This window comes from Pseudomonas putida (genome assembly GCF_028682395.1).
Lineage (GTDB): Bacteria > Pseudomonadota > Gammaproteobacteria > Pseudomonadales > Pseudomonadaceae > Aquipseudomonas > Aquipseudomonas putida_AB.
On record NZ_JANHLC010000006.1, the window covers coordinates 283111 to 306505 of the forward strand.

Annotated in this window: 39 protein-coding genes; 18 read left to right on the top strand and 21 right to left on the bottom strand. The window is 56.1% G+C overall.

From position 1 onward, the window contains the following. Positions 1–59 precede the first annotated feature (59 nt). From NPS46_RS16655 to NPS46_RS16715, 13 genes are all read right to left on the bottom strand, one after another. Complete coding sequence (locus NPS46_RS16655; RefSeq protein WP_274108980.1) at positions 60–392, bottom strand: phage holin, lambda family; 333 nt, start codon at positions 390–392, stop codon at positions 60–62. Positions 393–568: 176 nt separating this feature from the next. Continuing rightward, positions 569–1132, bottom strand: coding sequence for a hypothetical protein (locus NPS46_RS16660; protein ID WP_274108982.1), 564 nt, complete (start codon positions 1130–1132; stop codon positions 569–571). 3 nt (positions 1133–1135) lie between these two features. After that, the gene (locus NPS46_RS16665) at positions 1136–1456 is read right to left on the bottom strand and encodes a hypothetical protein (RefSeq protein WP_274108984.1); all 321 of its coding nucleotides are present in this window, start codon (positions 1454–1456) and stop codon (positions 1136–1138) included. Beyond that, positions 1453–1656 carry a hypothetical protein gene (locus NPS46_RS16670; RefSeq protein WP_274108986.1) on the bottom strand — a complete coding sequence of 68 codons (204 nt, stop codon included), beginning with the start codon at positions 1654–1656 and terminating at the stop codon, positions 1453–1455. The genes NPS46_RS16665 and NPS46_RS16670 overlap by 4 nt, the downstream gene beginning before the upstream one ends. A 2-nt stretch (positions 1657–1658) precedes the next feature. Next, entirely contained in the window at positions 1659–2945 is a 1287-nt protein-coding gene (locus NPS46_RS16675; protein WP_274108988.1) for a tyrosine-type recombinase/integrase, read from the bottom strand. Further along, a complete protein-coding gene (locus tag NPS46_RS16680; RefSeq protein ID WP_274109067.1) occupies positions 2942–3304 on the bottom strand; it encodes a VRR-NUC domain-containing protein in 363 nt (120 codons plus the stop codon). Before NPS46_RS16680 ends, NPS46_RS16675 begins: the two co-directional genes overlap by 4 nt. A gap of 83 nt (positions 3305–3387) precedes the next feature. After that, positions 3388–3693, bottom strand: coding sequence for a nuclease domain-containing protein (locus tag NPS46_RS16685; RefSeq protein ID WP_274108990.1), 306 nt, complete (start codon positions 3691–3693; stop codon positions 3388–3390). Next, complete coding sequence (locus NPS46_RS16690) at positions 3684–3893, bottom strand: hypothetical protein (protein ID WP_274108992.1); 210 nt, start codon at positions 3891–3893, stop codon at positions 3684–3686. The genes NPS46_RS16685 and NPS46_RS16690 overlap by 10 nt, the downstream gene beginning before the upstream one ends. Continuing rightward, positions 3886–4686, bottom strand: a complete 801-nt coding sequence (locus tag NPS46_RS16695; protein ID WP_274108993.1) for a hypothetical protein — start codon at positions 4684–4686, stop codon at positions 3886–3888. The genes NPS46_RS16690 and NPS46_RS16695 overlap by 8 nt, the downstream gene beginning before the upstream one ends. Continuing rightward, on the bottom strand, positions 4673–5647 hold the full coding sequence (locus NPS46_RS16700) for a phage replication protein (protein ID WP_274108995.1): 975 nt from the start codon (positions 5645–5647) through the stop codon (positions 4673–4675). Before NPS46_RS16700 ends, NPS46_RS16695 begins: the two co-directional genes overlap by 14 nt. A gap of 1 nt (position 5648) precedes the next feature. Then, positions 5649–6470, bottom strand: coding sequence for a phage antirepressor KilAC domain-containing protein (locus tag NPS46_RS16705; RefSeq protein WP_274108997.1), 822 nt, complete (start codon positions 6468–6470; stop codon positions 5649–5651). Between the two features lie 70 nt (positions 6471–6540). After that, positions 6541–6963: a phage regulatory CII family protein gene (locus NPS46_RS16710; RefSeq protein WP_274108999.1), complete on the bottom strand. Its 423-nt coding sequence runs from the start codon at positions 6961–6963 to the stop codon at positions 6541–6543. Between the two features lie 67 nt (positions 6964–7030). Next, positions 7031–7225, bottom strand: a complete 195-nt coding sequence (locus NPS46_RS16715; protein ID WP_274109001.1) for a Cro/CI family transcriptional regulator — start codon at positions 7223–7225, stop codon at positions 7031–7033. 104 nt (positions 7226–7329) lie between these two features. Here NPS46_RS16715 and NPS46_RS16720 point away from each other — a divergent pair, with 104 nt between their 5' ends. From NPS46_RS16720 to NPS46_RS16745, 6 genes are all read left to right on the top strand, one after another. Next, entirely contained in the window at positions 7330–8208 is an 879-nt protein-coding gene (locus NPS46_RS16720; RefSeq protein WP_274109003.1) for a S24 family peptidase, read from the top strand. 35 nt (positions 8209–8243) lie between these two features. Further along, a complete protein-coding gene (locus tag NPS46_RS16725) occupies positions 8244–8903 on the top strand; it encodes a lipoprotein (protein ID WP_274109005.1) in 660 nt (219 codons plus the stop codon). Between the two features lie 78 nt (positions 8904–8981). Continuing rightward, complete coding sequence (locus NPS46_RS16730) at positions 8982–9113, top strand: YHYH domain-containing protein (protein ID WP_274109006.1); 132 nt, start codon at positions 8982–8984, stop codon at positions 9111–9113. A gap of 33 nt (positions 9114–9146) precedes the next feature. Continuing rightward, the gene (locus NPS46_RS16735) at positions 9147–9395 is read left to right on the top strand and encodes a hypothetical protein (protein WP_274109009.1); all 249 of its coding nucleotides are present in this window, start codon (positions 9147–9149) and stop codon (positions 9393–9395) included. A 106-nt stretch (positions 9396–9501) separates the two neighbouring features. Further along, positions 9502–10677 (top strand): XRE family transcriptional regulator, encoded by a 1176-nt coding sequence (locus tag NPS46_RS16740; RefSeq protein WP_274109011.1) that lies wholly within the window; start codon positions 9502–9504, stop codon positions 10675–10677. Between the two features lie 23 nt (positions 10678–10700). After that, positions 10701–11192, top strand: coding sequence for a DUF4411 family protein (locus tag NPS46_RS16745; RefSeq protein WP_274109013.1), 492 nt, complete (start codon positions 10701–10703; stop codon positions 11190–11192). A 55-nt stretch (positions 11193–11247) separates the two neighbouring features. Here NPS46_RS16745 and NPS46_RS16750 read toward each other — a convergent pair whose 3' ends face one another. Beyond that, complete coding sequence (locus NPS46_RS16750; RefSeq protein ID WP_274109015.1) at positions 11248–11847, bottom strand: hypothetical protein; 600 nt, start codon at positions 11845–11847, stop codon at positions 11248–11250. Positions 11848–11952: 105 nt separating this feature from the next. Here NPS46_RS16750 and NPS46_RS16755 point away from each other — a divergent pair, with 105 nt between their 5' ends. From NPS46_RS16755 to NPS46_RS16765, 3 genes are all read left to right on the top strand, one after another. After that, on the top strand, positions 11953–12189 hold the full coding sequence (locus tag NPS46_RS16755; protein WP_274109016.1) for a hypothetical protein: 237 nt from the start codon (positions 11953–11955) through the stop codon (positions 12187–12189). Between the two features lie 339 nt (positions 12190–12528). Next, positions 12529–12960 (top strand): glycine zipper domain-containing protein, encoded by a 432-nt coding sequence (locus NPS46_RS16760; RefSeq protein WP_274109017.1) that lies wholly within the window; start codon positions 12529–12531, stop codon positions 12958–12960. A 373-nt stretch (positions 12961–13333) separates the two neighbouring features. Beyond that, positions 13334–13810: a hemerythrin domain-containing protein gene (locus tag NPS46_RS16765; protein ID WP_274109018.1), complete on the top strand. Its 477-nt coding sequence runs from the start codon at positions 13334–13336 to the stop codon at positions 13808–13810. Positions 13811–13883: 73 nt separating this feature from the next. Here NPS46_RS16765 and NPS46_RS16770 read toward each other — a convergent pair whose 3' ends face one another. Next, complete coding sequence (locus NPS46_RS16770; protein WP_274109020.1) at positions 13884–14141, bottom strand: DUF1652 domain-containing protein; 258 nt, start codon at positions 14139–14141, stop codon at positions 13884–13886. A 239-nt stretch (positions 14142–14380) separates the two neighbouring features. Here NPS46_RS16770 and NPS46_RS16775 point away from each other — a divergent pair, with 239 nt between their 5' ends. Beyond that, entirely contained in the window at positions 14381–14896 is a 516-nt protein-coding gene (locus NPS46_RS16775; protein ID WP_274109022.1) for a DUF4124 domain-containing protein, read from the top strand. A gap of 31 nt (positions 14897–14927) precedes the next feature. Here NPS46_RS16775 and NPS46_RS16780 read toward each other — a convergent pair whose 3' ends face one another. Continuing rightward, a complete protein-coding gene (locus tag NPS46_RS16780) occupies positions 14928–15245 on the bottom strand; it encodes a DUF1654 domain-containing protein (RefSeq protein WP_274109024.1) in 318 nt (105 codons plus the stop codon). Positions 15246–15905: 660 nt separating this feature from the next. On the opposite strand from NPS46_RS16780, the gene csrA reads away from it, so the two are divergent. The 6 genes from csrA (at position 15906) to NPS46_RS16810 (ending at position 18382) form a co-directional block, all read left to right on the top strand. Next, positions 15906–16091, top strand: a complete 186-nt coding sequence (csrA, locus tag NPS46_RS16785; protein WP_274109026.1) for a carbon storage regulator CsrA — start codon at positions 15906–15908, stop codon at positions 16089–16091. Positions 16092–16333: 242 nt separating this feature from the next. Then, positions 16334–16768 (top strand): tellurite resistance TerB family protein, encoded by a 435-nt coding sequence (locus tag NPS46_RS16790; RefSeq protein WP_274109028.1) that lies wholly within the window; start codon positions 16334–16336, stop codon positions 16766–16768. Positions 16769–16770: 2 nt separating this feature from the next. After that, entirely contained in the window at positions 16771–16935 is a 165-nt protein-coding gene (locus tag NPS46_RS16795) for a hypothetical protein (protein WP_274109030.1), read from the top strand. A 344-nt stretch (positions 16936–17279) separates the two neighbouring features. After that, positions 17280–17642 carry a hypothetical protein gene (locus NPS46_RS16800; RefSeq protein WP_274109031.1) on the top strand — a complete coding sequence of 121 codons (363 nt, stop codon included), beginning with the start codon at positions 17280–17282 and terminating at the stop codon, positions 17640–17642. Beyond that, on the top strand, positions 17639–17953 hold the full coding sequence (locus tag NPS46_RS16805) for a hypothetical protein (RefSeq protein WP_274109032.1): 315 nt from the start codon (positions 17639–17641) through the stop codon (positions 17951–17953). Before NPS46_RS16800 ends, NPS46_RS16805 begins: the two co-directional genes overlap by 4 nt. A gap of 75 nt (positions 17954–18028) precedes the next feature. Then, positions 18029–18382: a hypothetical protein gene (locus tag NPS46_RS16810; RefSeq protein ID WP_274109034.1), complete on the top strand. Its 354-nt coding sequence runs from the start codon at positions 18029–18031 to the stop codon at positions 18380–18382. A gap of 40 nt (positions 18383–18422) precedes the next feature. Here NPS46_RS16810 and NPS46_RS16815 read toward each other — a convergent pair whose 3' ends face one another. Beyond that, a complete protein-coding gene (locus NPS46_RS16815; RefSeq protein ID WP_274109036.1) occupies positions 18423–18674 on the bottom strand; it encodes a hypothetical protein in 252 nt (83 codons plus the stop codon). Between the two features lie 207 nt (positions 18675–18881). On the opposite strand from NPS46_RS16815, the gene yejK reads away from it, so the two are divergent. Both yejK and NPS46_RS16825 read left to right on the top strand, forming a co-directional pair. Further along, entirely contained in the window at positions 18882–19886 is a 1005-nt protein-coding gene (gene yejK / locus NPS46_RS16820) for a nucleoid-associated protein YejK (protein WP_274109038.1), read from the top strand. A 56-nt stretch (positions 19887–19942) separates the two neighbouring features. Next, positions 19943–20545, top strand: coding sequence for a hypothetical protein (locus NPS46_RS16825; protein WP_274109040.1), 603 nt, complete (start codon positions 19943–19945; stop codon positions 20543–20545). Positions 20546–20715: 170 nt separating this feature from the next. Here the strand turns inward: NPS46_RS16825 and NPS46_RS16830 are convergent, their stop codons facing one another. From NPS46_RS16830 to NPS46_RS16845, 4 genes are all read right to left on the bottom strand, one after another. Next, positions 20716–20934 (bottom strand): hypothetical protein, encoded by a 219-nt coding sequence (locus tag NPS46_RS16830; protein WP_274109042.1) that lies wholly within the window; start codon positions 20932–20934, stop codon positions 20716–20718. A 224-nt stretch (positions 20935–21158) separates the two neighbouring features. After that, a complete protein-coding gene (locus NPS46_RS16835) occupies positions 21159–21848 on the bottom strand; it encodes a hypothetical protein (RefSeq protein ID WP_274109044.1) in 690 nt (229 codons plus the stop codon). Between the two features lie 58 nt (positions 21849–21906). After that, positions 21907–22140: a hypothetical protein gene (locus NPS46_RS16840; RefSeq protein ID WP_274109047.1), complete on the bottom strand. Its 234-nt coding sequence runs from the start codon at positions 22138–22140 to the stop codon at positions 21907–21909. Between the two features lie 148 nt (positions 22141–22288). Next, a complete protein-coding gene (locus NPS46_RS16845) occupies positions 22289–23164 on the bottom strand; it encodes a hypothetical protein (protein WP_274109049.1) in 876 nt (291 codons plus the stop codon). Positions 23165–23395 lie beyond the last annotated feature (231 nt).

Consider the following 23395-nt stretch of genomic DNA (forward strand, 5'->3'; position numbering starts at 1 on the left):
TGCCACCTTGCTCCACTTGTTGATCCACTCGCGCCTGGCAGCGCATCCACTGCAAGCCATTACTCTGGCGTCCGACCTGGCAACTTGAAGTCTGTCACCCGATCTGCAATTGCCCGCACCTTCTCGACACCCAGGAAACCGACCCAGCCACCAACGAAGGTGGCCATGCTCTGGGGCAGACCGAAGAACTCGAGCCCGCTGATGATGGTCAGGGTCAGCCCGCCGCAGATAGCGCCCTCGACCAGCATCTGCCGTCTCGACCCACCACCATAGGTAATGCGCAGGACCGCCATCGCACAGGAAAGCCCGGCCGCATAGAGGATTGGTGCATGCTGGCTCAACCACGCAAGCGCTATCGCCCAAGTGTCCGGTTTGTCTGGCATGTTCGGCATCCGGTGTCCTCCCCTACCAGGGAGCAAGAAACGAAAAAGCCCCGGCAAATGCCGAGGCTCGAGGAGTCGTAGAAAGCAAAAAGCCCCGCTTGAATGGCGAGGCTCTTTAATGGTCGTATCTCATAACGCGCAAGATCGACATGATGGGTTAAATTTACGGCCAGGCGGCCAAGAGGTCAAGCGGCCTCAACAAAGATTTGCTCATGATCGAAGATATGGGTGGCATGAATCACGGCCTGCTCCTCGAGCAACTCCAGACGCTTGTGTATCCCGCCTCGCCAGTTGCGACGAGTGCGCTCCGGAGATGCATCCAGATCCCATGTGTTCATGTCGTAGAACTCAGCAGGCAGCACGATCATGTCGGTGGAGCGCTTGCCGACCTGTACCCCCTTCAGCTTCGGGATCGCCCAGGCAGTGAGCGCCTTGTAGATAAACAGCTGAGGCGCAGGAGAGACCATGCGAGCTACTAGTCGCCCAATGGCGCTTACCTTGTTGGCCTTGTGAGTCGAGTACTTGGCGACCAGTACGTCCCACTGCACAGGATCAAGCTGGCGATGCAGCAGTGCGTACAGGCAGCAGTCGTAGTCGAACTTGTCCCGTGCCGATAGCGTGCTGCCGGTACCGCCATGGCGCATGTCGGCGTCGATCAGCTTCTGCCAGGACTGCTTGGTGCTGTTGTCGATGTTGTCTGCTGCCAGCACCCGCACCAGGGTACCCATCACGTCTTTATAAATTGCCATGGCTCAATCCCCTGTGAAATTCGTGCCGCCTGCCCCGCGGCGGTTGTTGTCCTGGTACTGCGCGCCCGGGCCGGTGCTGTCCTGGCCGCGCTTCAATTCTTCAATCACCTGGTCGGCGGCCTGCAGGCGAATGCTGAGCTGGGTGACCAGCACCTCAAGCGGCAGCTCGACGCCCGTGTCGGCCGACACCCAGCCCGAGGCATTGCATTGAGTGCAGGCCAGATCATGGAACACGCCCTTGATCACCGCCCTACCCCGGCATGCCGGGCACTTGGCCAGGTCCAGCAGGGCGGCACGGAATGCCGGGCCGTGTGACTTCTTCATTTGGCCTCCAGCAGCCGCTTGTGCACGGCATAGATGTCGTCACCGTCGAAACAGTGGCCAGTGTGCCGGACCTGGTGCCGCTCACCCGTCGACATCTTCACGTCGAGCACTTGCCAGCCGTTCGAGCTGCGGATCACTACCGAGCTGACGTCGACGGAATTCACGGCGAGACCGGTGCGTCTTTCAAGCAAAACCATCATTTTCAATCCTCGCCTATGGTTGATGCGCAAACAGCGCTGTAAGCCTTACCAGCCGTGGCCTGTAGCGAATTACCTGAATCACCAGATGTAGCACCTGTGTACCCGTGAATTAGGGCAAAACCCTTGCTGTCTAGATGGGCGTTCCACTGCTCCAACGCTGCACGCTTGCGGCTCATCACGTCCGACTGGATGTACACCTTCACGTTATGGCCCATGGCGTGATTGAGCAGCAGCTCGCCGATCAGGTGGTCGACACCCAGGTCAGCCCAGCCGGTACGGGCCAACTTGCGCAGGTCGTGACTCGTCCACTCGCCCTGGCCCAGGTGCTGGAACACGGCACTGGCCTGGCTCTCGCTGAGTGGTTTGCCGTTGCGCGAAGGAAACAGGAACTCGCCCTGATACCCGGCCGCCTGCTGGTGGCGCCGGTGATTGGAAAGGAGGCTGCAGACCTGGTCCGTCAGCGGTAGGTGATGCTCGGCCCGCGTCTTGGCGTTGTCGGCCGGGATGAACCACAACCGCTCGGCCAGGCTGATGTGCGCCCAGCGGGCCTGGCGGGTTTCACCGATGCGCGTGCCGTGGCACAGCATCAACAGGGCCAGCATGGCGTCACTCGGCTTGGCGTCGAACTCCAAGCGCAGGCCGTCCAGCAGGTCCTGCAACTGGACACCGCGCAGGCGCGCCGGCTTGACCCGGACCTTCGCCTTGGAGAAGTCGCTGAACCGGATGCCGTCCATGGGGTTCCTGGCGATCTGCCCCAGGCGCTTGGCCTGCCTGAAGGCCAGGGCCAGCAACTGGAACACCAGCCGCACGAAGTCGATGGTCAACGTCTCCTGCATTGGCCACATCAGCAGGGTGTCGAGCGTGGGCTTGTCCAGGTCAGCCAGCCGAACGTCGCCCAGGCGCGCTTTCAAGTGGCACTTGATGGCCGAGGCGGCAGTCTTCTTGCGCTTGTCCGACAGGCTACGGTCCCTGGCCATCCGCTCACCAAACCAGTCCAGCAGTTCGCCGACCGTGCCCCACTCGGAAACCGCCGCCCCGGCCTTGGCCGCAACCCGCAAGCGAACCTCAGGCAACGCCGCCGCTACCTGCTTGGTGTTGAGGCCCGGGTACTCGCCGATCTTGTGCCACTGGCGCTTGACCAGCAGGTACCAGGAGCCACGCGCGCGATCCGTGGCAAAGCGCAGGTACAGCCCGCGATTGCCCAGGTCGCGCAGGCTATACACGTCAGCGTTGGCGGCCTGGCGGGTGATCTCGGCGTCGGAAACCTTCACAGCCACGGTCTTGGTCATGCCGCGACCCTCGTTTGTGGCTGGAGCAGATACGCCCGGATCGCCTCAATGGCGTCGATATGCCCGCGGCAGACGATGGCCAGGTAGCCCTGCCCGGTCAGTGCCTGGAGATAGGCGTCCTGTGCAGGCGATACTGCAGCGTCGAACGGCGGCTGGGCCTTGAACTCGATGTACAGGCCGAAATAACCGCCGCGGGCCATCGGCAATACCAAATCGGGGACACCGGCCTTGACGCCCTGCTCCTTCAATTTGATCGCGACCGACTTGTGACGGTGCCCGCCGTTCGGAACGTGGTAGATCAGCTTCGAGGCGGCTGGGTACCGGAAGGCGATCTCCAGCATCAGGGCGGCCTGCTCCATGCCCTCACGGTCGATTGGTTTGGCCCGGGCCCGCTTCACCTGGAACAGCGGCGGTGGATTGCGGAATGGAGGCTTCTGGCTATTCACGCGAGCACCCCCTTCACGGTCATGATCCTGGTGCGAATCAGCACCTCATGGGTTTCCGCAATGGCGCGCGGGATATCCGACCAGTCGATTTCGCCCTGAGCCCGGCCATCGATCACGTCGTGGCAGGCGCTGCACGCGAAAACCGCCACGGTATCGAAGCCCTTCGTGCCCATGCCTTTTTGCCCGCACGGGATGTGCGCAAGGACGGTTGTCGCCGGGTCGAAGTTGCAGATGCCCGGGAGGCGGACAGTGCAGTCCTGGCCGTTGGCCGAGGCTCGGAGTTTCTTCGAGGTCACGCGCATACCCTTTCCCCTGTCGTGCGATCGATAACTTCGTAGGTGGATGGCCACATCATCTGGCCGAACTTCAGCGCCGCCGACGAATGCTCGAACAGTGCGATGGCACGATCGGGCTTGTCGGACAGCTCCCATTTGTAGCCACAGCAGTGCACGGCGAAGCGGTAGTCCTCCGGATCGGTTGGAGCCAGACGCGCATCAAGCATGGAACCCCCTATCTTCTTGTGCCTTGGTCGCCTGCTCCGAAAGCAGCGCGCGGCGCGCGGCAAAAGCCATTTCCGCGTCGGCCCGTACCTGCTGACGACGCTCAGCGCTGGCCTGGCTCAGCTCGACCATTGCGTCCTTGACCGCCTTCAATCGCTCACGAATGGCAGATGAAGGCCGCGTCACAGCGCCCGTGAGCAAACCTGCGATGGCGCGCCCATTTTCAGAGATAGGCTCGACGCGCAGGTCGGCCAGCAGCGCCTGCCCATGCTCTTGCGGAATACGCTGCATCTGCACCGCGGCATTGATGGCAACCTCTCGCCTCGAGGCGTCAAAGCCAATGGATAGGGTCCAATTTGCTGGCGCTTTCTGTTCACGAGCAATTGCGACGAAGCGCTCATACGCGCTGATGAACGCCAGACGCGCCCCGAACTTGTCACCCCGGTTCAGTGCAGGCCGGGCAACAGTCAGCGCAAGCTGGATCTCGTTGGTTAGCACCACACTCTCCCGCTCATCACTGGCAACCAGCGCCAATGACCAGGCCTCGTCCTTCTCTGGTCGGCCATCAACAGCCTGGACGCGCGAAAGAATGTCAGCCATCGCCAGCTTCCCTTTCACCTCCATGCGACAGGCCTTCAGTGCTGCACGAACGACTGGCACCGGGTACGCGGACAGATCTTCGGCCATCATCGCCGCCGTACCGGGATTCATCTCCTGCCCCATCGCCTCAGCCGTAGCGCAGATAGCCGCTGCCAAGCCCGACACCTGGGCGTCGTTCATTTCACAGGTATTCATTGCGCTCTCCTGCCTGGCGTCTATCCAGGACCATCTGGGCGGCCTGCTGCGCCGCGGAAAGGTTCGCTTCGGTGCGTTCCATCTGGCGGGCCGTTGTGCCGTTGATGCGCTGACCGGTCACCCACTGGGTGTGATAGCTCTCGGCATTTGCCAGCAGCTCGTTGAGGCTGTGGCACTTGCGAAGGATCGCGGCATCACTGGTTTTCAAGTAATGCGCGGCGACGTGGTGGGCTACATCAGCGCCGAGGCGGTCGACGATCTGCCCTAGCTGGCCACCTACCTTGCCGTTCCAGACCGGCCAGGCGCCGTAGCGCTTGCGGTAGGCCATGGCGTAGTTGGCCCAGACCTTGAAGGTTTTGCAGGCCGGGTCCTTGGGCCCTGGCATGTCAGCGGGAATCTCGACCTTCGGCGTTTCAATCTGATCAACCAGCACCAGGACGCCGGACTGGGCCGGCTCTGCCGGGTCGTCCTGCAAGACCTGACTGGTATCCTGATTGGTACCCTGATGATTGGTATCCTGATTTGTCGGAGATTTATCCGACCCTGGATCGGATTTATTTCCGACCTTGCTCGGATTTTTTTCCGAGGTAGATCGGATTTTTTTCCGACCCTGGCTCTGCGCTGGGGTCGGATATTTTTCCGACCCATCAACCTTCTGATTCCACTCCTTCGCCTTGTCGGTCAGTCGAAACAAAGTGATGTTTGACGTGCTCGACAGCTCTATCAATCCGGCCTCATCCAAGGCCTTGAGCATGCGGTAGGCAGTGTCCGGCTTATCGGTGAGCAGCGGCAGCTCCTCAATGATCTTCGCCTTGCTCAGCGCGAAGAAAATGCCGGCGTCGGTCTTCACCGGCTTGGTCCAACTGGGGCAGCCATAGACAAAGGCGAATAGCAGGGCCTGCTGGGAGTTCAATCCCCACTCAAGCGCCTTCACCTGGTTGATCGTGACGGTGAACTGCATGTTAGGGATTCCCAGCCGTCTGCATGGCTGTTGCGAGGTGGGCAAGGCCTTTGCGAGTGACCATGACCTGCTCTACTACCTTCAGGTCTTCTTGGTCGCCCTTCCCTACCTGAACCAGCTTATGCTCAAGCAGGCCAGCAGAAAGTCGAGGCTGGAAGGCCGACCATGGGGCGAAACTCGCGCGGCGATAGATCCAGCGGTTGGCACTCATCCACCCAAACAGCTTCAGCGGGCCGATACCGAGCTGCTTGGCAGCGCTGGTGATGCAGACGGATCCGGCGGTCTGGCTGAGTCGTTCAAGAGCAAGCACCTTCGGCGCCTGCTGCTGGATGACCTGCTGCAAAGAGGCGTTCTCACGCGCCTGATCGGCCGCAAGCTGAAGCGCCTCCGCGAAATTCGAAGGCAGCGTGACAATGTGTCGTGACACTTTCTCGAGCTCCAGCCAGCGTGTCACAACCCGATGCCGAAGCTTTACGTTGTAGCCAGATGCCAGGGTGTAGGCATGCTCCTTGTCCAGCCTGAACTCAGAGATGTACCCACGATTATCCCTGGACCAGGAAAAACCTTTCTCAGGCTGATGGAGCCGTTTGGCGCCATCACCAAAAAGCCCCTCCAGAATGCTGTCCGCATTTTCTCGAACGTACTCTGAGTGACGGTTGCGGTATTGCTCGGGCACGGTTCGTTCAAGAAACTCATCGCCATAAAGGCCGATCAACATGACGCGCGTATCCCGGATCACATCCTTGTGCTGCTTCCCGGTCAGCTCCGCGATTTCGCGGTTCGACATGGTGACCGTATTGCCTGGAGCAGCAATCGTATTCATAATGCCCCCACAGTGTTTTACAAGTTGTTGGAAGAACCGCCCTGCCAGGCGGTTTTTTTATGCCTGCGATTCAGGCCACCTTCACCGATGCCTCCATCACATCCAGGCTTTGCCGAACGTGCCCGAGCTCTTTACGGATCGACGCCTTCTCCATTGGCGAGACGTGGTTGTCGTCCAGGGCTTCATGCACTGCGATGGTCAGATCGGCGACCTCTTTGCCCAGATTGATCAGCGATGTCGTGAGCGCCCTTGGTGCGGGTCTGACCTTGGCAGCCAGGTCAAACCCAAACTCGTTGGCCAGCGCCATCAGCGGGCGCATATCGCCGGTGTGCAGCAAGATCCCGAACAGATGCTCGATTGTCAGGTGGTGAGCATCGTTGTCCGGGTTGGCACGCTGCAGCAGGCTGACGTGGGCCACACCCATCTTTGCCGCCAGGGACTTCGCCTCGTTATCCAGCACGGCCGCTTGGCATGCCCTCAGAAAGTCTTCCATTCGTAAAACCTCAGGTTTGTTTCCGTGGCGCCCTACCGGGCTCGCGGGGGATCATTTGCTCGCCAAGTCAGGCTGCGGATCTTTGGGATGGAAACGGCCGCAACTCATTCGCCAGGTAAGAGCCATCGGCAAGCTCGAGCACCCGAATATCCCTCTTTGCAGCCAAGGCCTTGTGAATCGCCGGAGCAGTCACGCAAAGAAGCCTCGCGGCTTCTGACTGCCCTTTTTCAGCAACAAATTTGACGAGGGGGGTCTCTTTCATGATCTGGCCTCGGGGATAGACAGACCAAATATTAACCATCTGTTAATTTTTAATCAATACCGATGGTTTCTTCTATTTTTTAACCATTGGTTTAAATTCCTGCGATGACGAAAAAACGAATCCTGCCTCCAGATCGCATCGCTGAATGCCTAGCAGCGCACGCCCTGTTCTTGTCGAAAAAGAACGATCTGAAACTCAGTCAGAAAAAAATTGCGGATGCTGCTGGAATGACTCCGGCTGCAGTCAATCTCTACTTCAAGGGCATCAATCCCCTCAATGCACAGTTCGCGTCAGTGCTATCGCGAATGCTGCAAGAGCCCGTTGAGAGCTTTAGCCCAAGGCTGGCAGAAGAAATCCGCTCGATGACCGCGTCTTCAATCCGTCCGTCTGGTGACACGGGCGCCGCACAGAAAGTGCTTGAAATGATCCGCAAGCACGCAGGGAAAGGCCTTGATGAATCGGCGCAGGAGAAATTGGCGCAAGCAGTTATGGACACAGTTCAACTGACGGCGCCTAGCAACGTGATTGAGGCTGATTTCTCAGGCCTACGGCCGCGAAACGGTGAGGTTCTGATTCCGCAATACGATGTGCGCGGCGCGATGGGCCACGGCCAGGTGCCGGCCGACTACAACGAAGCGATCCGCAATCTGATCGTGCGCGAGGACGTGCTTCGCGAAAAAGGTGTCACCTACACCTCGACATCAGCCCTGGCCATGATTACCGGCTGGGGCCAGAGCATGGAAGGAACGATCAACGACAAAGACCCAGTGATCGTCGATCGCGGGGTAACTGAGTTTGTCGGGGAAGGCGTCTACGTCGTCACCTGGCATGGCCTTCTCTACATCAAGCGCCTGCAGATGAAGGATGAAGATCACCTTTGGCTGATCTCGGACAACAAGAACAATAAGGACCAAGAGGCCCGGATCGACGATGTGACGATCCATGCCAAGGTCCTGCTGGTATGGAATGCGCGCAAGCTCTGACAAGCGCCCGTCTTACAATCCAAAGGAGTGGATTCATGGGTATGAAAGCTCAAAAACGATATTTGCGAGCCCTACTCACATCGATGTTTTTGGCGACGCTGGCTGGCTGTGGTCACTCCCAAATCAATTACACCCCAAGTCAGCACCAGAACATGACACAGCACCAGGCTGCTTCGATTGTTGAGCAGGGCTTCTACGAAGACTACAGCCAGCAAAAGCCACAATCAGCCATGGTCACTGAGGAGTTCATTGCCCTATCGAACGGGTCCGTTACGCGAGGGCTCACTCTCGGCACGGCATCAATTCATAACGGTGTGGCCGTTGGTCTTGGCTCGACATTCTTGAGAACTGAAGAGATCAATCAGCGTATCTACTTCCGCTCACTAGGCACGCCGATACTCTCTAAACGCAACTTGCGGGACGGACGCTACGCAGTGACGATTCGCCTGGCTGAGGGCGTGACCGCGCGCAATGTGTATTTCCGGTCCGAGCAAAGGGCCGGAGAGTTCGCTGACGCCCTGCTTTACCTGCGCGATGCAAGTGCGCGCGGCGAGCTTGGCAAGCAACAAACCCATACTACGCAAACCCTGCCGCTGGAATCCGATAGCAAAGAGCTGCAGATCCAAAACCTCATGCAAGAGAAAGTCTCGTATGAGGAGTACCAGCGTAGGTACAAGGCGATCATGGCGCAGTGATCGCAGGGATTAGGCCCTGGGCTCCTGGCCAAATATAACGGAATGAATCAGCAACTCATCAAGCACAGGAAGTGAACAATGAAAATCATCACCCTAGTTTTTGCAGCCCTCCTCGCCATCACCTCCGTTTCTGCAGTCGCTCACGGCGGCCGTACCGATAAGCAGGGATGCCACAACGACAAGAAGGCTGGAACTCGTCACTGCCACTGATCACGGGTACATCCATACCCGCTGGAGCATCGCATGCCCCTCACCAAGCCAAACCAAGACCTTAAGCGCGACCTGCAAGGCATCGCCTCAGACCTCAAGTGGTCAGCAGTAGAGCTGATGAGGATTGCAGAGCGGCTCAGCCTTGCAGGCAATGAGGCAGACGCCCAGGCCGTGCTGAAGATGTGCACCGTGTTTCATGATGGTGAGGATCGGCTGGCCGGGTATGCGGATGAGGTGAAGGCTGGAAGGATTGTGCGAGGACGGCAGGTCAACATCACGTAGTCACGTCCCACTTGCGATGGACGGTAGAGAAGTTCAGTATCCTGCAAAACCCGCTACTGTGATAATGGATGATGCGCAAATGAAGACGGAGCTGAAGCGGTGATGTATGCCGGGAATTAACCCAGAAGTGCTCGTGTGGGCACGAGAGACTGCCGGTCTTAGCAGAGAAAAGGCTGCCAAAGCTCTGGCTATCGGGGGGAACAAGGTTTCTGGCCCTGAAATGCTCCGTCGCTATGAAGACGGCGAAAAAGAGGCCTCCAGAACACTTATTGTGAAGATGGCAGGGGTGTATCGTCGCCCACTTCTTGTTTTTTATCTTCCAGCCCCGCCAGCCCAAGCAGCTAGAGGAGAAGATTTCCGTACGCTTCCCGAAGAGCTCCGCATCGAAAGTAAAGGACCACTCGATGCGCTAGTGCGTGATATTTATGTTCGGCAAGATCTCGTAAAAAATGTCCTACAGGATGTTGAGGAGGCATTCCCTCGAGATTACGTCGGCAGCGTTAAAGTTGATTTGGAGCCCTCTTCCGTTTCTGATTATCTTGGAAGGCTTATCGGATTCGACATCAACGAGTTTCGACGCCACGGAAAATCCGAAGAAGCCTTTTCTTATCTCCGAAAGTTAATTGAGGAGATGGGAACATTCGTTTTGCTTATTGGAAATCTTGGCAGTCATCACACAAATATACCTGTCGAAGCTTTCAGGGGGTTTGCCCTATCTGACAAGGTAGCCCCATTCATCGTAATCAACGATCAGGATGCGCCGCCAGCCAGGTCCTTCACCCTACTTCACGAATTTGCCCACATTTTGATCGGAGTCACTGGTTTAAGTGGTAGTCGCGCAGAGCAAAAAATTGAACGGTATTGCAACGATATAGCGAGCGTTCTATTGCTCCCAGCAGATGATTTGGCTAAGCAGAACTGGCACGCGGAAAACATTGATGTTCTTACGCAAAAAATTTCTGGTTTTGCAAGAAGTATAAACGTCAGCAGCTCCTTGGTAGCTTACCGGCTCTTCATGTCTGGAGCGATTCAGCAGGAGACATGGAATACTCTTTCTCAGAAATTCAGAGAGCTATGGGCGGCCCAAAAAGCAGCCGAGAAAGAAGGGCGCAATGGTTCTAGCGGACCAAGCTATTACGTAGTTAAAAGACATAAGCTAGGAGGAGCCATCGTAAACTTGGTTCAGCGAACCATGCGTGAAGGTGCGTTAACGGCGACGAAAGCCGGAAGAGTATTGGGCGTAAAGCCCGCCAATGTCTATAACTTGGTTGGCACATTATAATGGCGCTTGATAGGAAGATTTACTTGCTGGATGCAAACACGCTAATTACTTCTAATGGCGTTTATTATCCACAAACAATGGTGCCAGAACTTTGGTCATGGCTTCTACATCAGAGCCAAAATGACCGAATAAAGATGCCCATTGAAATATATGAAGAAATTTTGGCGGGAAAAGAGGACATTTTAACTGGATGGCTAAAAAAACCAGAGGTAAAAGAAAGTCTCATACTTAAAGAAGGGGCAGACCCGGCCGCTGTTGCTCATGTTACCTTTAACGGATATGCAGTCGATCTGAATGAAAACGAACTCGCCTACATTGGGCGGGACCCATTTTTGATCTCCTATGCATTATCAAGCCCAGTAGATCGATGCGTTGTCTCTCTTGAGACGTCTAAACCTTCAGCGCAACGGCAAAATCGAAAAGTCCCCGACGTCTGCAAAACGCTAGGCGCTCAGTGCTGCGATGTCTTCAGCATGATGCGGGCGCTAGACTTCAAAACTGGCTGGGACAAATAGGCCGTACTCGCCTGATGACATAAGCCCGGCCCAGCGCCGGGCTTGTCGTTTCTGATCAGCCGACAGGGATGTAGCTCTCGACGGAAAAGCTTCCCATCACCTTATAAACATTCCAGCATGCCCATCCATACAGTCCGTAGGAAATGGCAACAAAGACCAGAGACGCGTAGCGCATGGCATTGCCTGCACGATCTTCCCAGCAGTTGTGTGGCTTCCCCAATCCATCGTGATATAGCCCTTGAGAGAGATAAGTGGCGCCGCTAGCAACAACAGCCAAAACCACACCGGAAGCCAGCGCAAACACGCTCATCCCCAACAACTCAAGGCCGGCATGGCTGAGTGACTTCCAGGCCGAACTCGCGAATGCCAATAGCGCCGCTGCTGCGCCTCCCCCTACAAGAATGCTCGATTTCAGCGCTGCCTGACCAGAATCTATAACCGTCCTGAACATTGTCTGTCGATCTTGGAACGCGTGCTCAGTGGCCTGCCTCTGGAATTCGGTATTAGCCTCGGTCAGCGGAGATAGCTTTTCAACGCGAGCCCGTAAAGCAGCCATGTACATTTCCAGGCTTTCGATGGATACCTCTTTAAGGCCTCTGCTTTTTGCGTCTTCCACCTGCTCGGCGAGCGCGTCAATCACCTCATTAGGTTCCATCTCTCATACTCTGGATAAAAAGGCATTCTACCCTTCGCCGTCCCGCCAATGGTGGCTGTACGCCACGGATGTTAAGGTGCGGGCTCAATTCACAAGGAAGAAGCCATGTACAAAGTCCTCTACGGAATGGCGATTGCTGCTTTAGCTTACGGGTTATATGACGCTGCGCATTTGCCTGGAGTTTCCCAGATGCTGCCCGGGATTTTCATCACCCTGTCCCCATTTATTTGGTTGCTTGGCTTCATAACCGAGCGGTTGACGCACAAGAAATGCCACTATTGCGCAGAGAACATCAAAAAAGCAGCGACCATTTGTAAGCACTGCTGCGCAGAAATGGATTGACCCTTTCAAGCCAGCTAGGCCCGCCGATGTGTGGGCTTTCCGTATACCCTCGCACCGCACTGCTGCTCCCCTTGCAATCAATTTAAATCCTCTTGCGCAGCACATAGCCTCCGCCCGGAAGCCACCAGGAGGATGCCCTATGCGCTCCCTTTACCTTGTTTGGATAGGGTGATTGTCGGAATCGAGGTATTCCGCAGTCGAATCCATCACGGCAGACCTTGTAACAACCATTCGCCTCTGGGCACCGCCCGTATAGAACTTCGAGCTTTTGTTCTAATCCTAATGCTAGGCGTGCTTTAAACCATGAGCGCCTGCTGACAACCCATAGAGGTTCACAAAATGAAAATGACACTACCCGCCCTGGCTTTGGGTGTCCTGATTTCGCAAGGTGCTATGGCCGCTGGGGATGGCACGGCCGCTCTTGGCGGCGGAGTTGGTGGTGCACTTGGCAATATCGTAGGTCAACAGCTTGGCGGCTCAACTGGCGCAGCGATAGGCGCAGGCGTAGGTGGTGCCGCCGGTGGAGCAGTGGGTGCTCAAAAGGGCAATAGAGCAGAGGCCGCGATTGGCGGAGGAGTCGGTTCTGCTGGCGGATCACTCATAGGTAATCGCCTCGGTGGCTCAACCGGCTCGACTATTGGTGCTGGTCTCGGTGGTGCAGCAGGCGGCGCGCTGGGTAATAACCTGGCGGATGATCAGAGTAATCATCGATCAGACGGCAAGAAGCACAAAGGCAACAACAAGCATAAACACAAGAACAAGCACCGTTAAGCTCTGACTCCTACGACACCCAAGCCCGGCCCAGGGCCGGGCTTCTTGTATCTGCCCTTCCCTGCCTTGACGCCTCCAGCCCCGGGCTACTGCTCTGGCCAAGAGCGGCTTAGTGCTCCTTCGGCAGCCAATCCACTATATGCGGCCCTTTTGGTTGTCGACCGCGTAACCCATCCTGCTATCTGCATCGCCCGAATCTCCCCTTCGTGCAGGCTGCATGAGCCCTTATGGCCAGCATCGCAGCTAAGCAGTTGAAAATACGCCAATGTTTTAAACCCCGGTTGTGGCACAACTAATGCGACACCTATACGGATACCGAAATTCTGCCGACAAAGAGCAGCAGTTATCTCAACCCGTGTTAGTGAGGCAAAAAATGAACGCTATTGATCTTCTGGAAACAGACCACGAACGAGTAAAAGCCATTCTCGCGCAACTGAGCGAATCGACAGATCGCGCGGTCAAGAAGCGCACTGACCTTGTGGCGAAACTCGAAATGGAAATTACTATCCACACCCAGCTCGAAGAACAGATCCTTTACCCGGCCTTCAAAGAGGCAGGTGGTAAAGAAGAAGATGAAATGTACTACGAGGCAAAGGAGGAGCATCGGACTGTCGACTCGCTCGTCCTCCCCGACCTCAAATCTACAGATCCGACTAAACCTGAGTTTGCCGGCAGGGCCAAGGTAGTAAAAGAGCTACTCGAACACCACATCGAAGAAGAAGAAACAGAAATGTTTCCTAAGGCAAGGAAGCTGCTAGGGAATAAAAAGCTGGATGAACTTGGCGAGCAAATGCTGGCGATGAAAGCCGAAATGAAAAAAAATCTCAGCGCAGGGAAACTCGCCGCATAAGCTGCCCCCCCCTTTAGGATCAGCACCTTTTACAAGACCCGAGAAGATATCGGGTCTTGTACCTTCTGCAACCTCAAGCCAGACGGCGCAGCTTCTCGGGTGCATGTAAGCCCAGACGAGCCTCATCCTTGACCTCATTCACAAACACAGAGATTGCTCGACTCGAGGTAAGAGTGGTGGAGTCTCCACCAATGACTGTTAATTGCTCCAATTTTGTTAAAGGGTCAATTAACTGAACAATCATTGAGTTATCAGCTCGTATCGAACAAACACACAACACTGGCAGGAATGCGGACTCGATTACCTGCCTCAACTCTAGGTGGGATAGCATTTTAGTGGCCTTCTGATTTTATAGGGCGGCTCACTTTGAATGCCGGGCTATGAGTATAGGTAATGTGAATCCCTTTGAGACTCCTTCCGTCTAAAAAGGAAATATAAGGTAAACGAGGGCCGCCGAAAGCAGAATCGCGAGATCTTTACCCTGCCAATAGTGGCGCCAGGCCACTAATGATAGAGTGGAGCTCTTGAATTGAGCCCCCAAGGCTGCAGGAACGGAGTCCGCCCTCACCCATGAAAGCCACAGTTTTGATTTTCGCCAGCATGGCGCTCTCTGCCAGTGTAAATGCCGCCACTTTTTACAAGTGTGTCGACGCTTCCGGAAAGGTGACATTCACCGACTCGAATTGCCCAGCCAATCACAACCTTGATGACGTTGTTACCGCGTACAACCCAAGGATTAGTGGCTCGGGTAGCGATGTACGCATGGCGGAGCCCGCAGCCAGAATCTATTCCCAACCAACGTATCGAGCCAACGAGGCCAGGCAGGCCCAGGCGCCAGCGATAGCGCGCGGGTGCTCAACGGGGTTGAGCGATCAGGACCTGCGTACAGCCAAGGTACGTGGCGAGATCGTTCCAGGGATGACCAGAAAAGAAATCGCCTCGATATACGGAAACCCCACAGAAAAAGCCGCCCAGGGCGGCGGCACAAGCACTTACTGGCGCAAGGGCTACCGAGAGCTGGTGAGCGTGAATTACGACAGAAGCGGCTGCGTAAAATCCAGCTACCAATCCGGCGTTACGCCCTAGACCTCAATCTGAAGGCCGGCTTATGAGCCAGCTAGAAAGGAGCTGGCTCCTCCACCACTTCAAAATCCTCCGCCTCCACGGCCAGATCATTATCGGTCAGCCGCTCCCATCTCAATGTCACCGACTCATCATCGTTGAAAGTCATTTCCAGCTCGTCCGTCTCGGATAGCAGGCCCATCACCTCATCCCACTCCCGATCACCATCCCTATCCAAACGATGGATCGTCACCCAGCGCTGAATCTGGGCGACTGGTGAATTGATCATTGCCGAAACCCTCAGGCCGAGGTGCTCCAGACCGGTCATCACCTGGCTCTCCACTGCTTTTTTCTGCTTGTTCTGCTTGCTCATTGGCTCCCCCAGATAACTGTATATCCATACAGCAAACCGCAATAGTAGCCATTTCCCATCAAAAATAAATTAACCATCGGTATTGACGTCAATTTATACCGATGGTTAACTTAATTCATCGCAGCAAAAGATGCAGCGAAGGGCTTCAGGGCCCGCCGCTCTTTAACAACCCAACCGCAGAAAGCTTCTGGATCAGCCGGGCATTGACGTACCAGGCGTGGGCGACTCCCACCTCGATACGCCGTATTGCACGGTCCCAGCAGCCAAACCAGTAAACGTATGGAAAAAAGTCATCGCCCAGCCGGAGGTGGCGAGTAACACCGGCCAGTAAGACCCGATTCAAAAATTAGCGCTCTCGATAGCCTCGGCTGAGAGCGCCGGACCTCATGCACCCTGCCCCACTCAGCCAGGGCATTCAGAGCTGTAGCGTGCATGTTGTAAGGACCTGTGATCCACGGCGAACAGATGCTGTTTTGACGCCGTGAGTAGGAAGCTCGAAGCCCACACCGAAGACGACCGGCCAGCCCTGCAATCAGCAGCGGGCGCCTGGCCAACACCGCTGACGTAACAACCCGGCCTGTCGCCAGTAGCGAGGCCGGGGGTTTCACCGACAGGCCTTGAAACCAGGGCCTGACGGGAAACCAACCAAGGAGCAGGCCCATGTTGATTCTCACCCGCAAGGCAAACGAAACCATCCGCATCAATGACGATATCTCCATCACGGTGATCTCCGTCAGCGGTCAGCAAGTGCGAATCGGGATCACCGCGCCAGAAAGCGTTGCGGTGCACCGCGAAGAGATCTACCAGCGCATCCAGGCCGAGAAGGTCACTGACTCGGCAGCCTGACCGGCAGCAACTGGAGCGTCTGACCATGCCAACCAAAAAGAACCTTCAGGCCTGCCGGTCTATCGGCTTCAAGGGGGGATTTGTTCTGCACCAGGTCACCGGCCGGGCCATGTGCCTCGCCGCAGCCGGAACAGTTCGCGCCCTCGAGCTGGCCGCCGCAGTACTCGGGAAACGGTAACGCATCACTGCTGCACCTTGTCGACAGGGTGCATCGGGATGTAACCCAACCCAGAGGAATCACCATGTTAGGCAAATTGTTCGGCAAGAAAGCAGGCCAAGCCCGCGCCAGTGTCGCCAAGCTGGCAAATCGCGATCTGATGGAAGCGGTCGTGTACGGCTCGATCTACGTTGCCGCTGCCGACGGCGAGTTGGAAGAAAGCGAACTGTCGAAGATCGAAACCATCCTCAGCAACAATCCGGCGCTCCAGGGCTTCGGCGCTGAGCTGTCCAACACCATCGACCGCGCCAAGACCGACTTCAAGTCGGGCACTCGCATCCTGCGGCAAAACGCCGAGAAAGAGCTGGGCGACCTGGCCCACTCGCCGGCAGAAGCCCTGACCGTCCTCAACGTCATGCTGACAGTGGCAGAAGCTGACGGCGAGATCGAGCCGGCTGAGCTGACGGCACTCGAACGGAGCGCAAAGCTGCTCGGCTTGAACCTCAAAGACCACCTGTAACCATGCTGGGCAGACTCAGCAACAAAGCACGCTCGCTGGCAGCCTACGGGCTCGCCGGCGGTGTTGTCTTCGTCGATTCGGCGAGTCGCATTCTCTCAATGGTCGGCGACCTGGTTCTGGTGGCTCTGCTCCTGGTGGTGTTGAAGGCCGGCAGTCAGGAGTCGTAGGCATCACCTCTGCCCATTCCATGAATGGGCAGACGGATGCGGACGCACACCCGGCCCAGCGCCGGCCACCTGCATACAGCAACACCACAGACCGGCGAGCGCCCGCCAAGATGCCAACGGCGCGCCCAGGAGGATTACCGCCATGAAGTAGCCAAGAGCAAGACCCTCAGCCGAGGGCGCCCGCGATCACATGGGGAGGTCTGTGTGACGCCAACAAAAGCCCGGGCTCGCTCGGGCTTTTTCATGCCTGCCGATATCCGTCAGCCCTCTCCCCTGCGCCCATCGGCAACCAGCAGGCGGTCAGAGCGCTGACGAATACCCGCAACCCAACCAGAGGGATCGTCATGAACCAAACCATCAAGCAGAGCCAGGCAATCCTCAATGGGTTGCGGCTCCGGGCCACGCTGGCTACCAGTGAAATGTACCAATTGATCGGGCGCGATGAGCCAGCCCCGGCACGGCGCTTCCAGGTTGTACCTCGCGGCGACAACGCCTTCGTGGTCATCGAGCGCGCCACCGGAAACCCCAAGGGCGAATGCACCGGCCATGGCCCGGCGTGCGCGCTTGCCGAAGAGTTCGAGCAGCGAGCCAGGCTGCTTGCCGCGGGTAAATCAGCGATCAAGGGCTTCGGGTGGCGTATGGCCCGCTGGACTCTCGCCCTGGCCGCAACGATGGCTGTCTTCGCGCTCTACGGTGCCACGCGATGATCGGCGTGCCCATGCCGGATCCGCGAGACGCCGTGATTGCCGACCTCAACGCCCAGATGGACCGCTTCTTCGGCGCCGGCGGCAAGGTGCAGGAAGTCGAAGCCGGCGCCAGCGGCGATAAGCGCTTCATCGGCCCCAGCCCGCACCATGACCGCCTGCGAGCCGAGCGCGACAAGATCGCCCCGCAGGTCCAGGCCCTGGCCAAGTCAGGCAAAACCGCCGCCGAAGCCGCAAAGGCGATCGGCATGCACATCAAGCGCGTGAAGCTGATAGCCCAGGAGAACGGCATCAAATTCGCCGAGCCCGCATGAGGCGCCCAGGGAAGATCGCCAACGCCCGCCGGCGGATGTTCATCGAACTGCAACCAGAAAAACTGGAGAGCCGCCATGGCCGAGCAAGCACCACCCACGGCGGAAGCCCTGAAACAGCGCCGAAAGCGCGAGAAGGCGGCAGCAAAAGATGCTGCATTGGGCGTCGAGAAATTTACGATTGAATGCGCCGGCATCTTCAAGAAAGACCTCAAGCGCCTGATGAAGCAGCACGGCTTCAACAGTCAGCAGGAGGTACACCAGAACCTGCTGCGCAACGTGATCGCCGCCGACTTCGAAACAGCAGCGCAGATGCTCAAGTGTGTCGCGACACCTTTTATCGTTACCGAAAAGGTGTCGCGCGAATTTCACAATCAAAGCCTTGCCGAAATCCGCAAAGACCCGGGCGACGAGATCATCAAGCCCGAGTAGCCAAGTCTACCCGCTGGATCCAGACATCGGAGGGCGGTGTCTACTCGACTTTTATCCTCACATTCGGCTCGGACTCCATAGTTGGGCGCCGCAACTCAGGATCGCTTGCATCAAGGCATCGGAACTGCAGTTCAGCATTAGCGTAGCGGCCATAACCTGAATCCCTGGACGCTTCTTTAACAGGCATCAACTGCTTGCCCTTCTTACCACAAAATGCATCTGCCTCCTGATATAGCTCGGCTTTTACAGCCCCGCCGCCGAAGGTAGTGAAGCTGCCATCCTTGGCAATCATGTAAGTATCTCGCCCCATAGGCACAACACCCGGGCCTGAGCATCCGACGAGAATTAGAGCAAGCGTTGGAACCAGCAAATACCGCATCTGTAGCGCTCCCTGCATGAGTGATGGCGAATCATAGAGCCATCACCACGCCTCTTCACCAAAATTTAACCGCCGCCGCATCCATCCCTGGAGGGCGGCACCTGCCTGAGGTTTTCCCCTATGCCAATCCGCAACTGCATCATCCACCACCTGGACAAGAAGCCTGATGGCAACCCGGCCATCCTGCACCTGGGCCAGGCACTGACCGAGTCGTCGGCTACCGACAACCTGCTGGGTGACCTGAACGAGGCCTACAACGCCAAGACCGGCAAGGTCTGGGGCTTCTTCCATGCTGAATCTGGGGCTCACCCCCTCTCCGGCTGGCTGAAAGAGTTTCTGGCAGGCAGCACCGACTTCACAGCTTTCAGTCGGGTCGCCGTGGAGCACCTGCAGATGCTGATGGAGGAATCCAATCTCAGCGTCGGCGGCCACGCCATGTTTGCCCACTACCAGCAGGGCCTGACCGACTACCTGGTGATCGCCCTGCTGCATCACAGCGAAGGCGTGGCCGTTGGCGAAGACCTGGGCGTTGCGCCGATCCGCTACCTGGACCTGAGCCAGTTGCACCTGGCCGCGCGCATCAACCTCAGCGAGTGGCAGAGCAACCCGAAGTCGAAGCAATACATCTCCCTGATCAAGGGCAAGAACGGGCGCAAATCTACTGAGTATTTCCGCGACTTCATCGGCTGCCAGGAAGGTATCGACGGCCCTGGCGAAACCCGCACGCTGCTGAAGGCGTTCAGCGACTTCGTGGAAAGCGAAGACCTGGGCGAAGAGTCGGCCCGCGAGAAGACCCACACCCTGGTCAGCTACTCCATGGCCCAGGCCAAACTGGGTGAGCCGATCACCCTCGACGAACTCTCGGGTCTGATCGACGAAGACCGGCCGAAGAGCTTTTACGACTTCATCAAGGCGAAGGACTACGGGATTTCCGAAACCCTCCCGCCGGACAAGAAGACCCTCAACAAATTCCGCCGCTTCACCGGCCGAGCCGAAGGCATGTCAATCAGCTTCGAAGCGCACCTGCTGGGCCACAAGATTGATTTCGACGAAGCCGGCGGAACGCTGACGCTGCGCGGGCTGCCAACTCAACTTACCGAGCAGCTCAAGCGCGCAGCAGCCTGACAACAACCGCGACGCCGCATCCAGCCTGGAGGGCGGCGCCTGACTGGAGATAATCCATGGACAAAAACACCAAGATCCTGATCACGGAGATCCCGGGTGAGTGGATCCAGCGCCAGCGTAACGGCAGCCTCAACGTGTGGAACGGGGCGGATCATCACAGATTTCACCGTACCACTACTGACCTGCCTGAAGTCAGCCTGCGGCCCCCGGAAAACGGCCTGTACGCCGAGCGAATCGATGGCGCCTGGTACTGGGTTTCTGGTTGCGCCAAGTGCAACGGAACCGGCGATAAGTACAGCTACTCGGTGTGCGACAAGCACAACGCTTGCCGCCTGTGCGGCACTCACCGCTCTAAACTCACGGAAACCCCATGGGGTCACCCGGACGGCTTCACCTGCAAGCCTTGTCAGGACGCAGAGGATGCCGTTGCGAAAGCCGCGGCGCTGGCCAAGGTAGCCGAGAGCGAATACGACGAGTGGGATTATCGCAGCCAGGATGAATGCAAATGCCCGCATTGCGCCACTGTCATCCACGTTGAGTCGGAAGACTACGGCGACAAGACGATGGCCTGCGATACCTGTGGCGGTGAGTTCGAGATGGTCGTCGAGTACGCTGTGCAGTTCACCACCACGGTGATTGGCGAGCGCCTGACCGCCTGACTCGCCCTTTCCTATTCCGGCTTATCCTTTGCAGCCTCGTCCAGCTCACCGTGTGTCACCCATTTCGAATTGAGACCCTTTAGCCGATCAGAAAATCTGACATTCCTGGCGAATGCTTGCTCGAGCTTCTCGGGGGCTAGTGACTTCCCTTCCAAAAGGTCAAGCATGACTCAGTGGTGATGAACGTAAGCAGCAGCTGGTGCGACATTTGGAATCCCATTATTCGCGAGCGCCAACTGAATATCCTGAGCCCTATTTTGCGTGGCAAACTCCATAGCTGCTTTGGCACGCTCACGCTTGGCAAGAAAATGGCTCTGCACCCATATAGCACCTACTGATCCGACCGCGCCTACTAACGCGCCGAGTAAACCCGCAACAGCTGCATCCACTTCGTTCTCCTTGATCCGGCTCCATGCCGGTCACCCGTAATACCCCACTTCAACGAATCACGCCAGCCGGCGAGGATCCCCTATGCCCGATATTACCTATGGCTCGGTCTGCTCAGGCATCGAGGCCGCGACCATGGCCTGGCATCCGCGGGGCTAAAAAGCCGCCCGGCAATTACAAGCCACTCGAAAGCAGTATTTGAGATTCTTATAGGCCTCCAAGCTGCCTAGGGTTTATAAATATCGATTATTCTTGCGTGAAACTTCGATTGCATCTGATCAATACTTGAGAGTTCATCTAGCGAAAATTCAAGCATAAGACTCTCCAGACTCAACTTTCTTTTTTCAAGCTCCTCGATACGACTGGATAACTTACTAATACCCTCACCCGCCTGATCGAGCTCCTGATGCGTCTTCAAAAACTTTAGAGACGCCATACTAAGCGCTCTTGTAGCCTCCAATTTTTGAATATCACGAACAGTACTTGAATTTAGCCTCTCGATACTCTTAAGCAAGCTATTTTTTCGGTCTGCACGCCTCGCATCTTCTGCTGAATTACTAATATCTAGCGCCTGCTGCTTCTGAGAGTTAAAAGTATCGACTTGCAACCTGTAAATCGCATCAAACTCCTTTTCTTGAAGCAACAGCATTTTTCGCTGAAGCCTTATAGTAATCAAGATAGCAAGGAGCGTTAGAAATGAGATCAGCGGCCCCAGAACGCCACCTATATAACCGCCAAAATCTGACCAGTCACTAGATTTAGAGGATAGTGAGCCCCCTATATTTAACGCATACATACATACCGCAATTGCACACGCAATAACTGCTATAAGAGCCAGAATCTCTAACGCAAGAACCTCGACACGATCTTTTTTAAGATCAGCATCTGTACTTAATTTTGCTTGGTCAGCTTCCATTTCTTTTCACTGCTCCTTGACTGCAATAAGTAAAGCGCCTCGCCCCCAGCATGAAAGCTTATTGAAGACGCTCAGCCACCAGTTTCGCTCCCAGCTCCCGGCCAGCCATCTGCGCCAGCCCACGATCGGGAAAGGTTCGGTCACCAGCAACAACCGGAATCACCACATCTTCGCCCCGCTTCACCTCGACGTTGATCCGCCAGGTCTCCCGGCCTTCCTCGTCCTTCTCACACTCCATGTAGTTCCAGAGCTGAAAGCCTTCGTGCTCGTCATAAATATCGTGCTTTGTCATGGGCTTGCTCGTTTGAGTGAGGTGCCATCGTAGCACCCACCGCTTGGGCCAGGCCCGGCAAGGACTCCCGACACCTACAGGAATCGAGTTATTTGCGGCTATTGGTGGATATAGCACTGGAGCGTGCGTCGCAGCTAAACATATCACGTCATTCTTCAAGTTCGAGCATTAGTAGATCAGCAGATATTGCATCATCAATTTCACTCGCGCTCAGATGCGCCCCCTTAAAATCACTTTTTCTTAGAACTTTTTTCCCGATTATCAAAAAGCTTTTTCTAAAAGCTAGATACTCTCTAACGCCATCATGCCCTAACCGAAACAAACGATTGCGCTCTTTCGCTCCGAAGTCCTCAGAAAATCGCAGTGGATCTTCATAATCATCAGGGAAGCTGACGAAGGTGTATATCACATTAATTATTCTGGTAGGAATCCAGCTTCGTCCGTCCTTAGGATGATCGGAACTACTGACAACTTCACCAATAGTCTGTCCTTGATCGCCCCCGCAGAAAAATGCACCACTGAGCTCCTCACCGCCGACTTTCAGCAGATCACTAAATTTGTGCCTTTGTAAATCATGCTCAGCTTCGAAAATCAAACTGTGAGTTTCGGTAGTTATTTTCCGACTCAACGTATTAACTCTAGTTATCAAACGCGCACAAGTTACCCAGGCAACTCTATCATTTGTTAATTTACCGTCCACCACGAGAACATCCGCCGCCCTCTCAATCAAGGACAAGGCGCTTTCTAAGTTTGTAGCAGACTGAGAGTACTCCTTCCCATGATTATGGGATCGTATTCCGACAAACATAGTGCCGGCAATAAAAAGCATAATAACCACTTGTATGCAGTCCGCGAGAGTCAACGCCTGAATCTTAAGAGCACCGCCCCACACAAACAAGATGCATAAAATAGAGAATGCCACTCCCATCATAGTGGGTAGCAGAATATCAAATAAAGCCCCAAAAGCACTGCTGCGACTACGAATCCAATTGCGCATTTTAAACCTAATAGTAGGAATATCCATTAGACGACAGAGCCGTACTTATATAAACGCTTAAGCCCACGCCGATGATGCCAGCCTTAATTCAATACTAGATTAATCCATGAAGCTGGTGACGGAGGAAGACTAACATTCATACCAATTCCGCCGCCACCGGGAACCTAGCACCACCTTCAAAGTCAGCCGCTATAGCGGCCAAGGACGAAGTCATGCCTGAAGAAAACGCTTTGATTCAAGCCCTGCCAGTTGTGCGCG

Excerpts from the sequence above, each read along its gene's own strand:
- NPS46_RS16825 (WP_274109040.1), top strand. The coding sequence starts at position 19,943 with ATGGACAAAAACACCAAGATCCTGATCACGGAGATCCCGGGTGAGTGG.
- NPS46_RS16750 (WP_274109015.1), bottom strand. The coding sequence starts at position 11,847 with ATGGAACCTAATGAGGTGATTGACGCGCTCGCCGAGCAGGTGGAAGAC.
- NPS46_RS16800 (WP_274109031.1), top strand. The coding sequence starts at position 17,280 with ATGAACCAAACCATCAAGCAGAGCCAGGCAATCCTCAATGGGTTGCGG.
- NPS46_RS16765 (WP_274109018.1), top strand. The coding sequence starts at position 13,334 with ATGAACGCTATTGATCTTCTGGAAACAGACCACGAACGAGTAAAAGCC.
- NPS46_RS16770 (WP_274109020.1), bottom strand. The coding sequence starts at position 14,141 with ATGCTATCCCACCTAGAGTTGAGGCAGGTAATCGAGTCCGCATTCCTG.
- NPS46_RS16845 (WP_274109049.1), bottom strand. The coding sequence starts at position 23,164 with ATGGATATTCCTACTATTAGGTTTAAAATGCGCAATTGGATTCGTAGT.
- NPS46_RS16675 (WP_274108988.1), bottom strand. The coding sequence starts at position 2,945 with ATGACCAAGACCGTGGCTGTGAAGGTTTCCGACGCCGAGATCACCCGC.
- NPS46_RS16695 (WP_274108993.1), bottom strand. The coding sequence starts at position 4,686 with ATGAATACCTGTGAAATGAACGACGCCCAGGTGTCGGGCTTGGCAGCG.
- NPS46_RS16690 (WP_274108992.1), bottom strand. The coding sequence starts at position 3,893 with ATGCTTGATGCGCGTCTGGCTCCAACCGATCCGGAGGACTACCGCTTC.
- NPS46_RS16775 (WP_274109022.1), top strand. The coding sequence starts at position 14,381 with ATGAAAGCCACAGTTTTGATTTTCGCCAGCATGGCGCTCTCTGCCAGT.
- NPS46_RS16790 (WP_274109028.1), top strand. The coding sequence starts at position 16,334 with ATGTTAGGCAAATTGTTCGGCAAGAAAGCAGGCCAAGCCCGCGCCAGT.
- NPS46_RS16835 (WP_274109044.1), bottom strand. The coding sequence starts at position 21,848 with ATGGAAGCTGACCAAGCAAAATTAAGTACAGATGCTGATCTTAAAAAA.
- NPS46_RS16700 (WP_274108995.1), bottom strand. The coding sequence starts at position 5,647 with ATGCAGTTCACCGTCACGATCAACCAGGTGAAGGCGCTTGAGTGGGGA.
- NPS46_RS16670 (WP_274108986.1), bottom strand. The coding sequence starts at position 1,656 with ATGATGGTTTTGCTTGAAAGACGCACCGGTCTCGCCGTGAATTCCGTC.
- NPS46_RS16760 (WP_274109017.1), top strand. The coding sequence starts at position 12,529 with ATGAAAATGACACTACCCGCCCTGGCTTTGGGTGTCCTGATTTCGCAA.
- NPS46_RS16725 (WP_274109005.1), top strand. The coding sequence starts at position 8,244 with ATGGGTATGAAAGCTCAAAAACGATATTTGCGAGCCCTACTCACATCG.
- NPS46_RS16735 (WP_274109009.1), top strand. The coding sequence starts at position 9,147 with ATGCCCCTCACCAAGCCAAACCAAGACCTTAAGCGCGACCTGCAAGGC.
- NPS46_RS16705 (WP_274108997.1), bottom strand. The coding sequence starts at position 6,470 with ATGAATACGATTGCTGCTCCAGGCAATACGGTCACCATGTCGAACCGC.
- NPS46_RS16795 (WP_274109030.1), top strand. The coding sequence starts at position 16,771 with ATGCTGGGCAGACTCAGCAACAAAGCACGCTCGCTGGCAGCCTACGGG.
- NPS46_RS16720 (WP_274109003.1), top strand. The coding sequence starts at position 7,330 with ATGACGAAAAAACGAATCCTGCCTCCAGATCGCATCGCTGAATGCCTA.
- NPS46_RS16840 (WP_274109047.1), bottom strand. The coding sequence starts at position 22,140 with ATGACAAAGCACGATATTTATGACGAGCACGAAGGCTTTCAGCTCTGG.
- NPS46_RS16810 (WP_274109034.1), top strand. The coding sequence starts at position 18,029 with ATGGCCGAGCAAGCACCACCCACGGCGGAAGCCCTGAAACAGCGCCGA.
- NPS46_RS16655 (WP_274108980.1), bottom strand. The coding sequence starts at position 392 with ATGCCGAACATGCCAGACAAACCGGACACTTGGGCGATAGCGCTTGCG.
- NPS46_RS16740 (WP_274109011.1), top strand. The coding sequence starts at position 9,502 with ATGCCGGGAATTAACCCAGAAGTGCTCGTGTGGGCACGAGAGACTGCC.
- NPS46_RS16710 (WP_274108999.1), bottom strand. The coding sequence starts at position 6,963 with ATGGAAGACTTTCTGAGGGCATGCCAAGCGGCCGTGCTGGATAACGAG.
- csrA (WP_274109026.1), top strand. The coding sequence starts at position 15,906 with ATGTTGATTCTCACCCGCAAGGCAAACGAAACCATCCGCATCAATGAC.
- NPS46_RS16665 (WP_274108984.1), bottom strand. The coding sequence starts at position 1,456 with ATGAAGAAGTCACACGGCCCGGCATTCCGTGCCGCCCTGCTGGACCTG.
- NPS46_RS16815 (WP_274109036.1), bottom strand. The coding sequence starts at position 18,674 with ATGATTGCCAAGGATGGCAGCTTCACTACCTTCGGCGGCGGGGCTGTA.
- NPS46_RS16685 (WP_274108990.1), bottom strand. The coding sequence starts at position 3,693 with ATGCGCGTGACCTCGAAGAAACTCCGAGCCTCGGCCAACGGCCAGGAC.
- NPS46_RS16780 (WP_274109024.1), bottom strand. The coding sequence starts at position 15,245 with ATGAGCAAGCAGAACAAGCAGAAAAAAGCAGTGGAGAGCCAGGTGATG.
- NPS46_RS16805 (WP_274109032.1), top strand. The coding sequence starts at position 17,639 with ATGATCGGCGTGCCCATGCCGGATCCGCGAGACGCCGTGATTGCCGAC.
- yejK (WP_274109038.1), top strand. The coding sequence starts at position 18,882 with ATGCCAATCCGCAACTGCATCATCCACCACCTGGACAAGAAGCCTGAT.
- NPS46_RS16755 (WP_274109016.1), top strand. The coding sequence starts at position 11,953 with ATGTACAAAGTCCTCTACGGAATGGCGATTGCTGCTTTAGCTTACGGG.
- NPS46_RS16730 (WP_274109006.1), top strand. The coding sequence starts at position 8,982 with ATGAAAATCATCACCCTAGTTTTTGCAGCCCTCCTCGCCATCACCTCC.
- NPS46_RS16660 (WP_274108982.1), bottom strand. The coding sequence starts at position 1,132 with ATGGCAATTTATAAAGACGTGATGGGTACCCTGGTGCGGGTGCTGGCA.
- NPS46_RS16715 (WP_274109001.1), bottom strand. The coding sequence starts at position 7,225 with ATGAAAGAGACCCCCCTCGTCAAATTTGTTGCTGAAAAAGGGCAGTCA.
- NPS46_RS16680 (WP_274109067.1), bottom strand. The coding sequence starts at position 3,304 with ATGGAGCAGGCCGCCCTGATGCTGGAGATCGCCTTCCGGTACCCAGCC.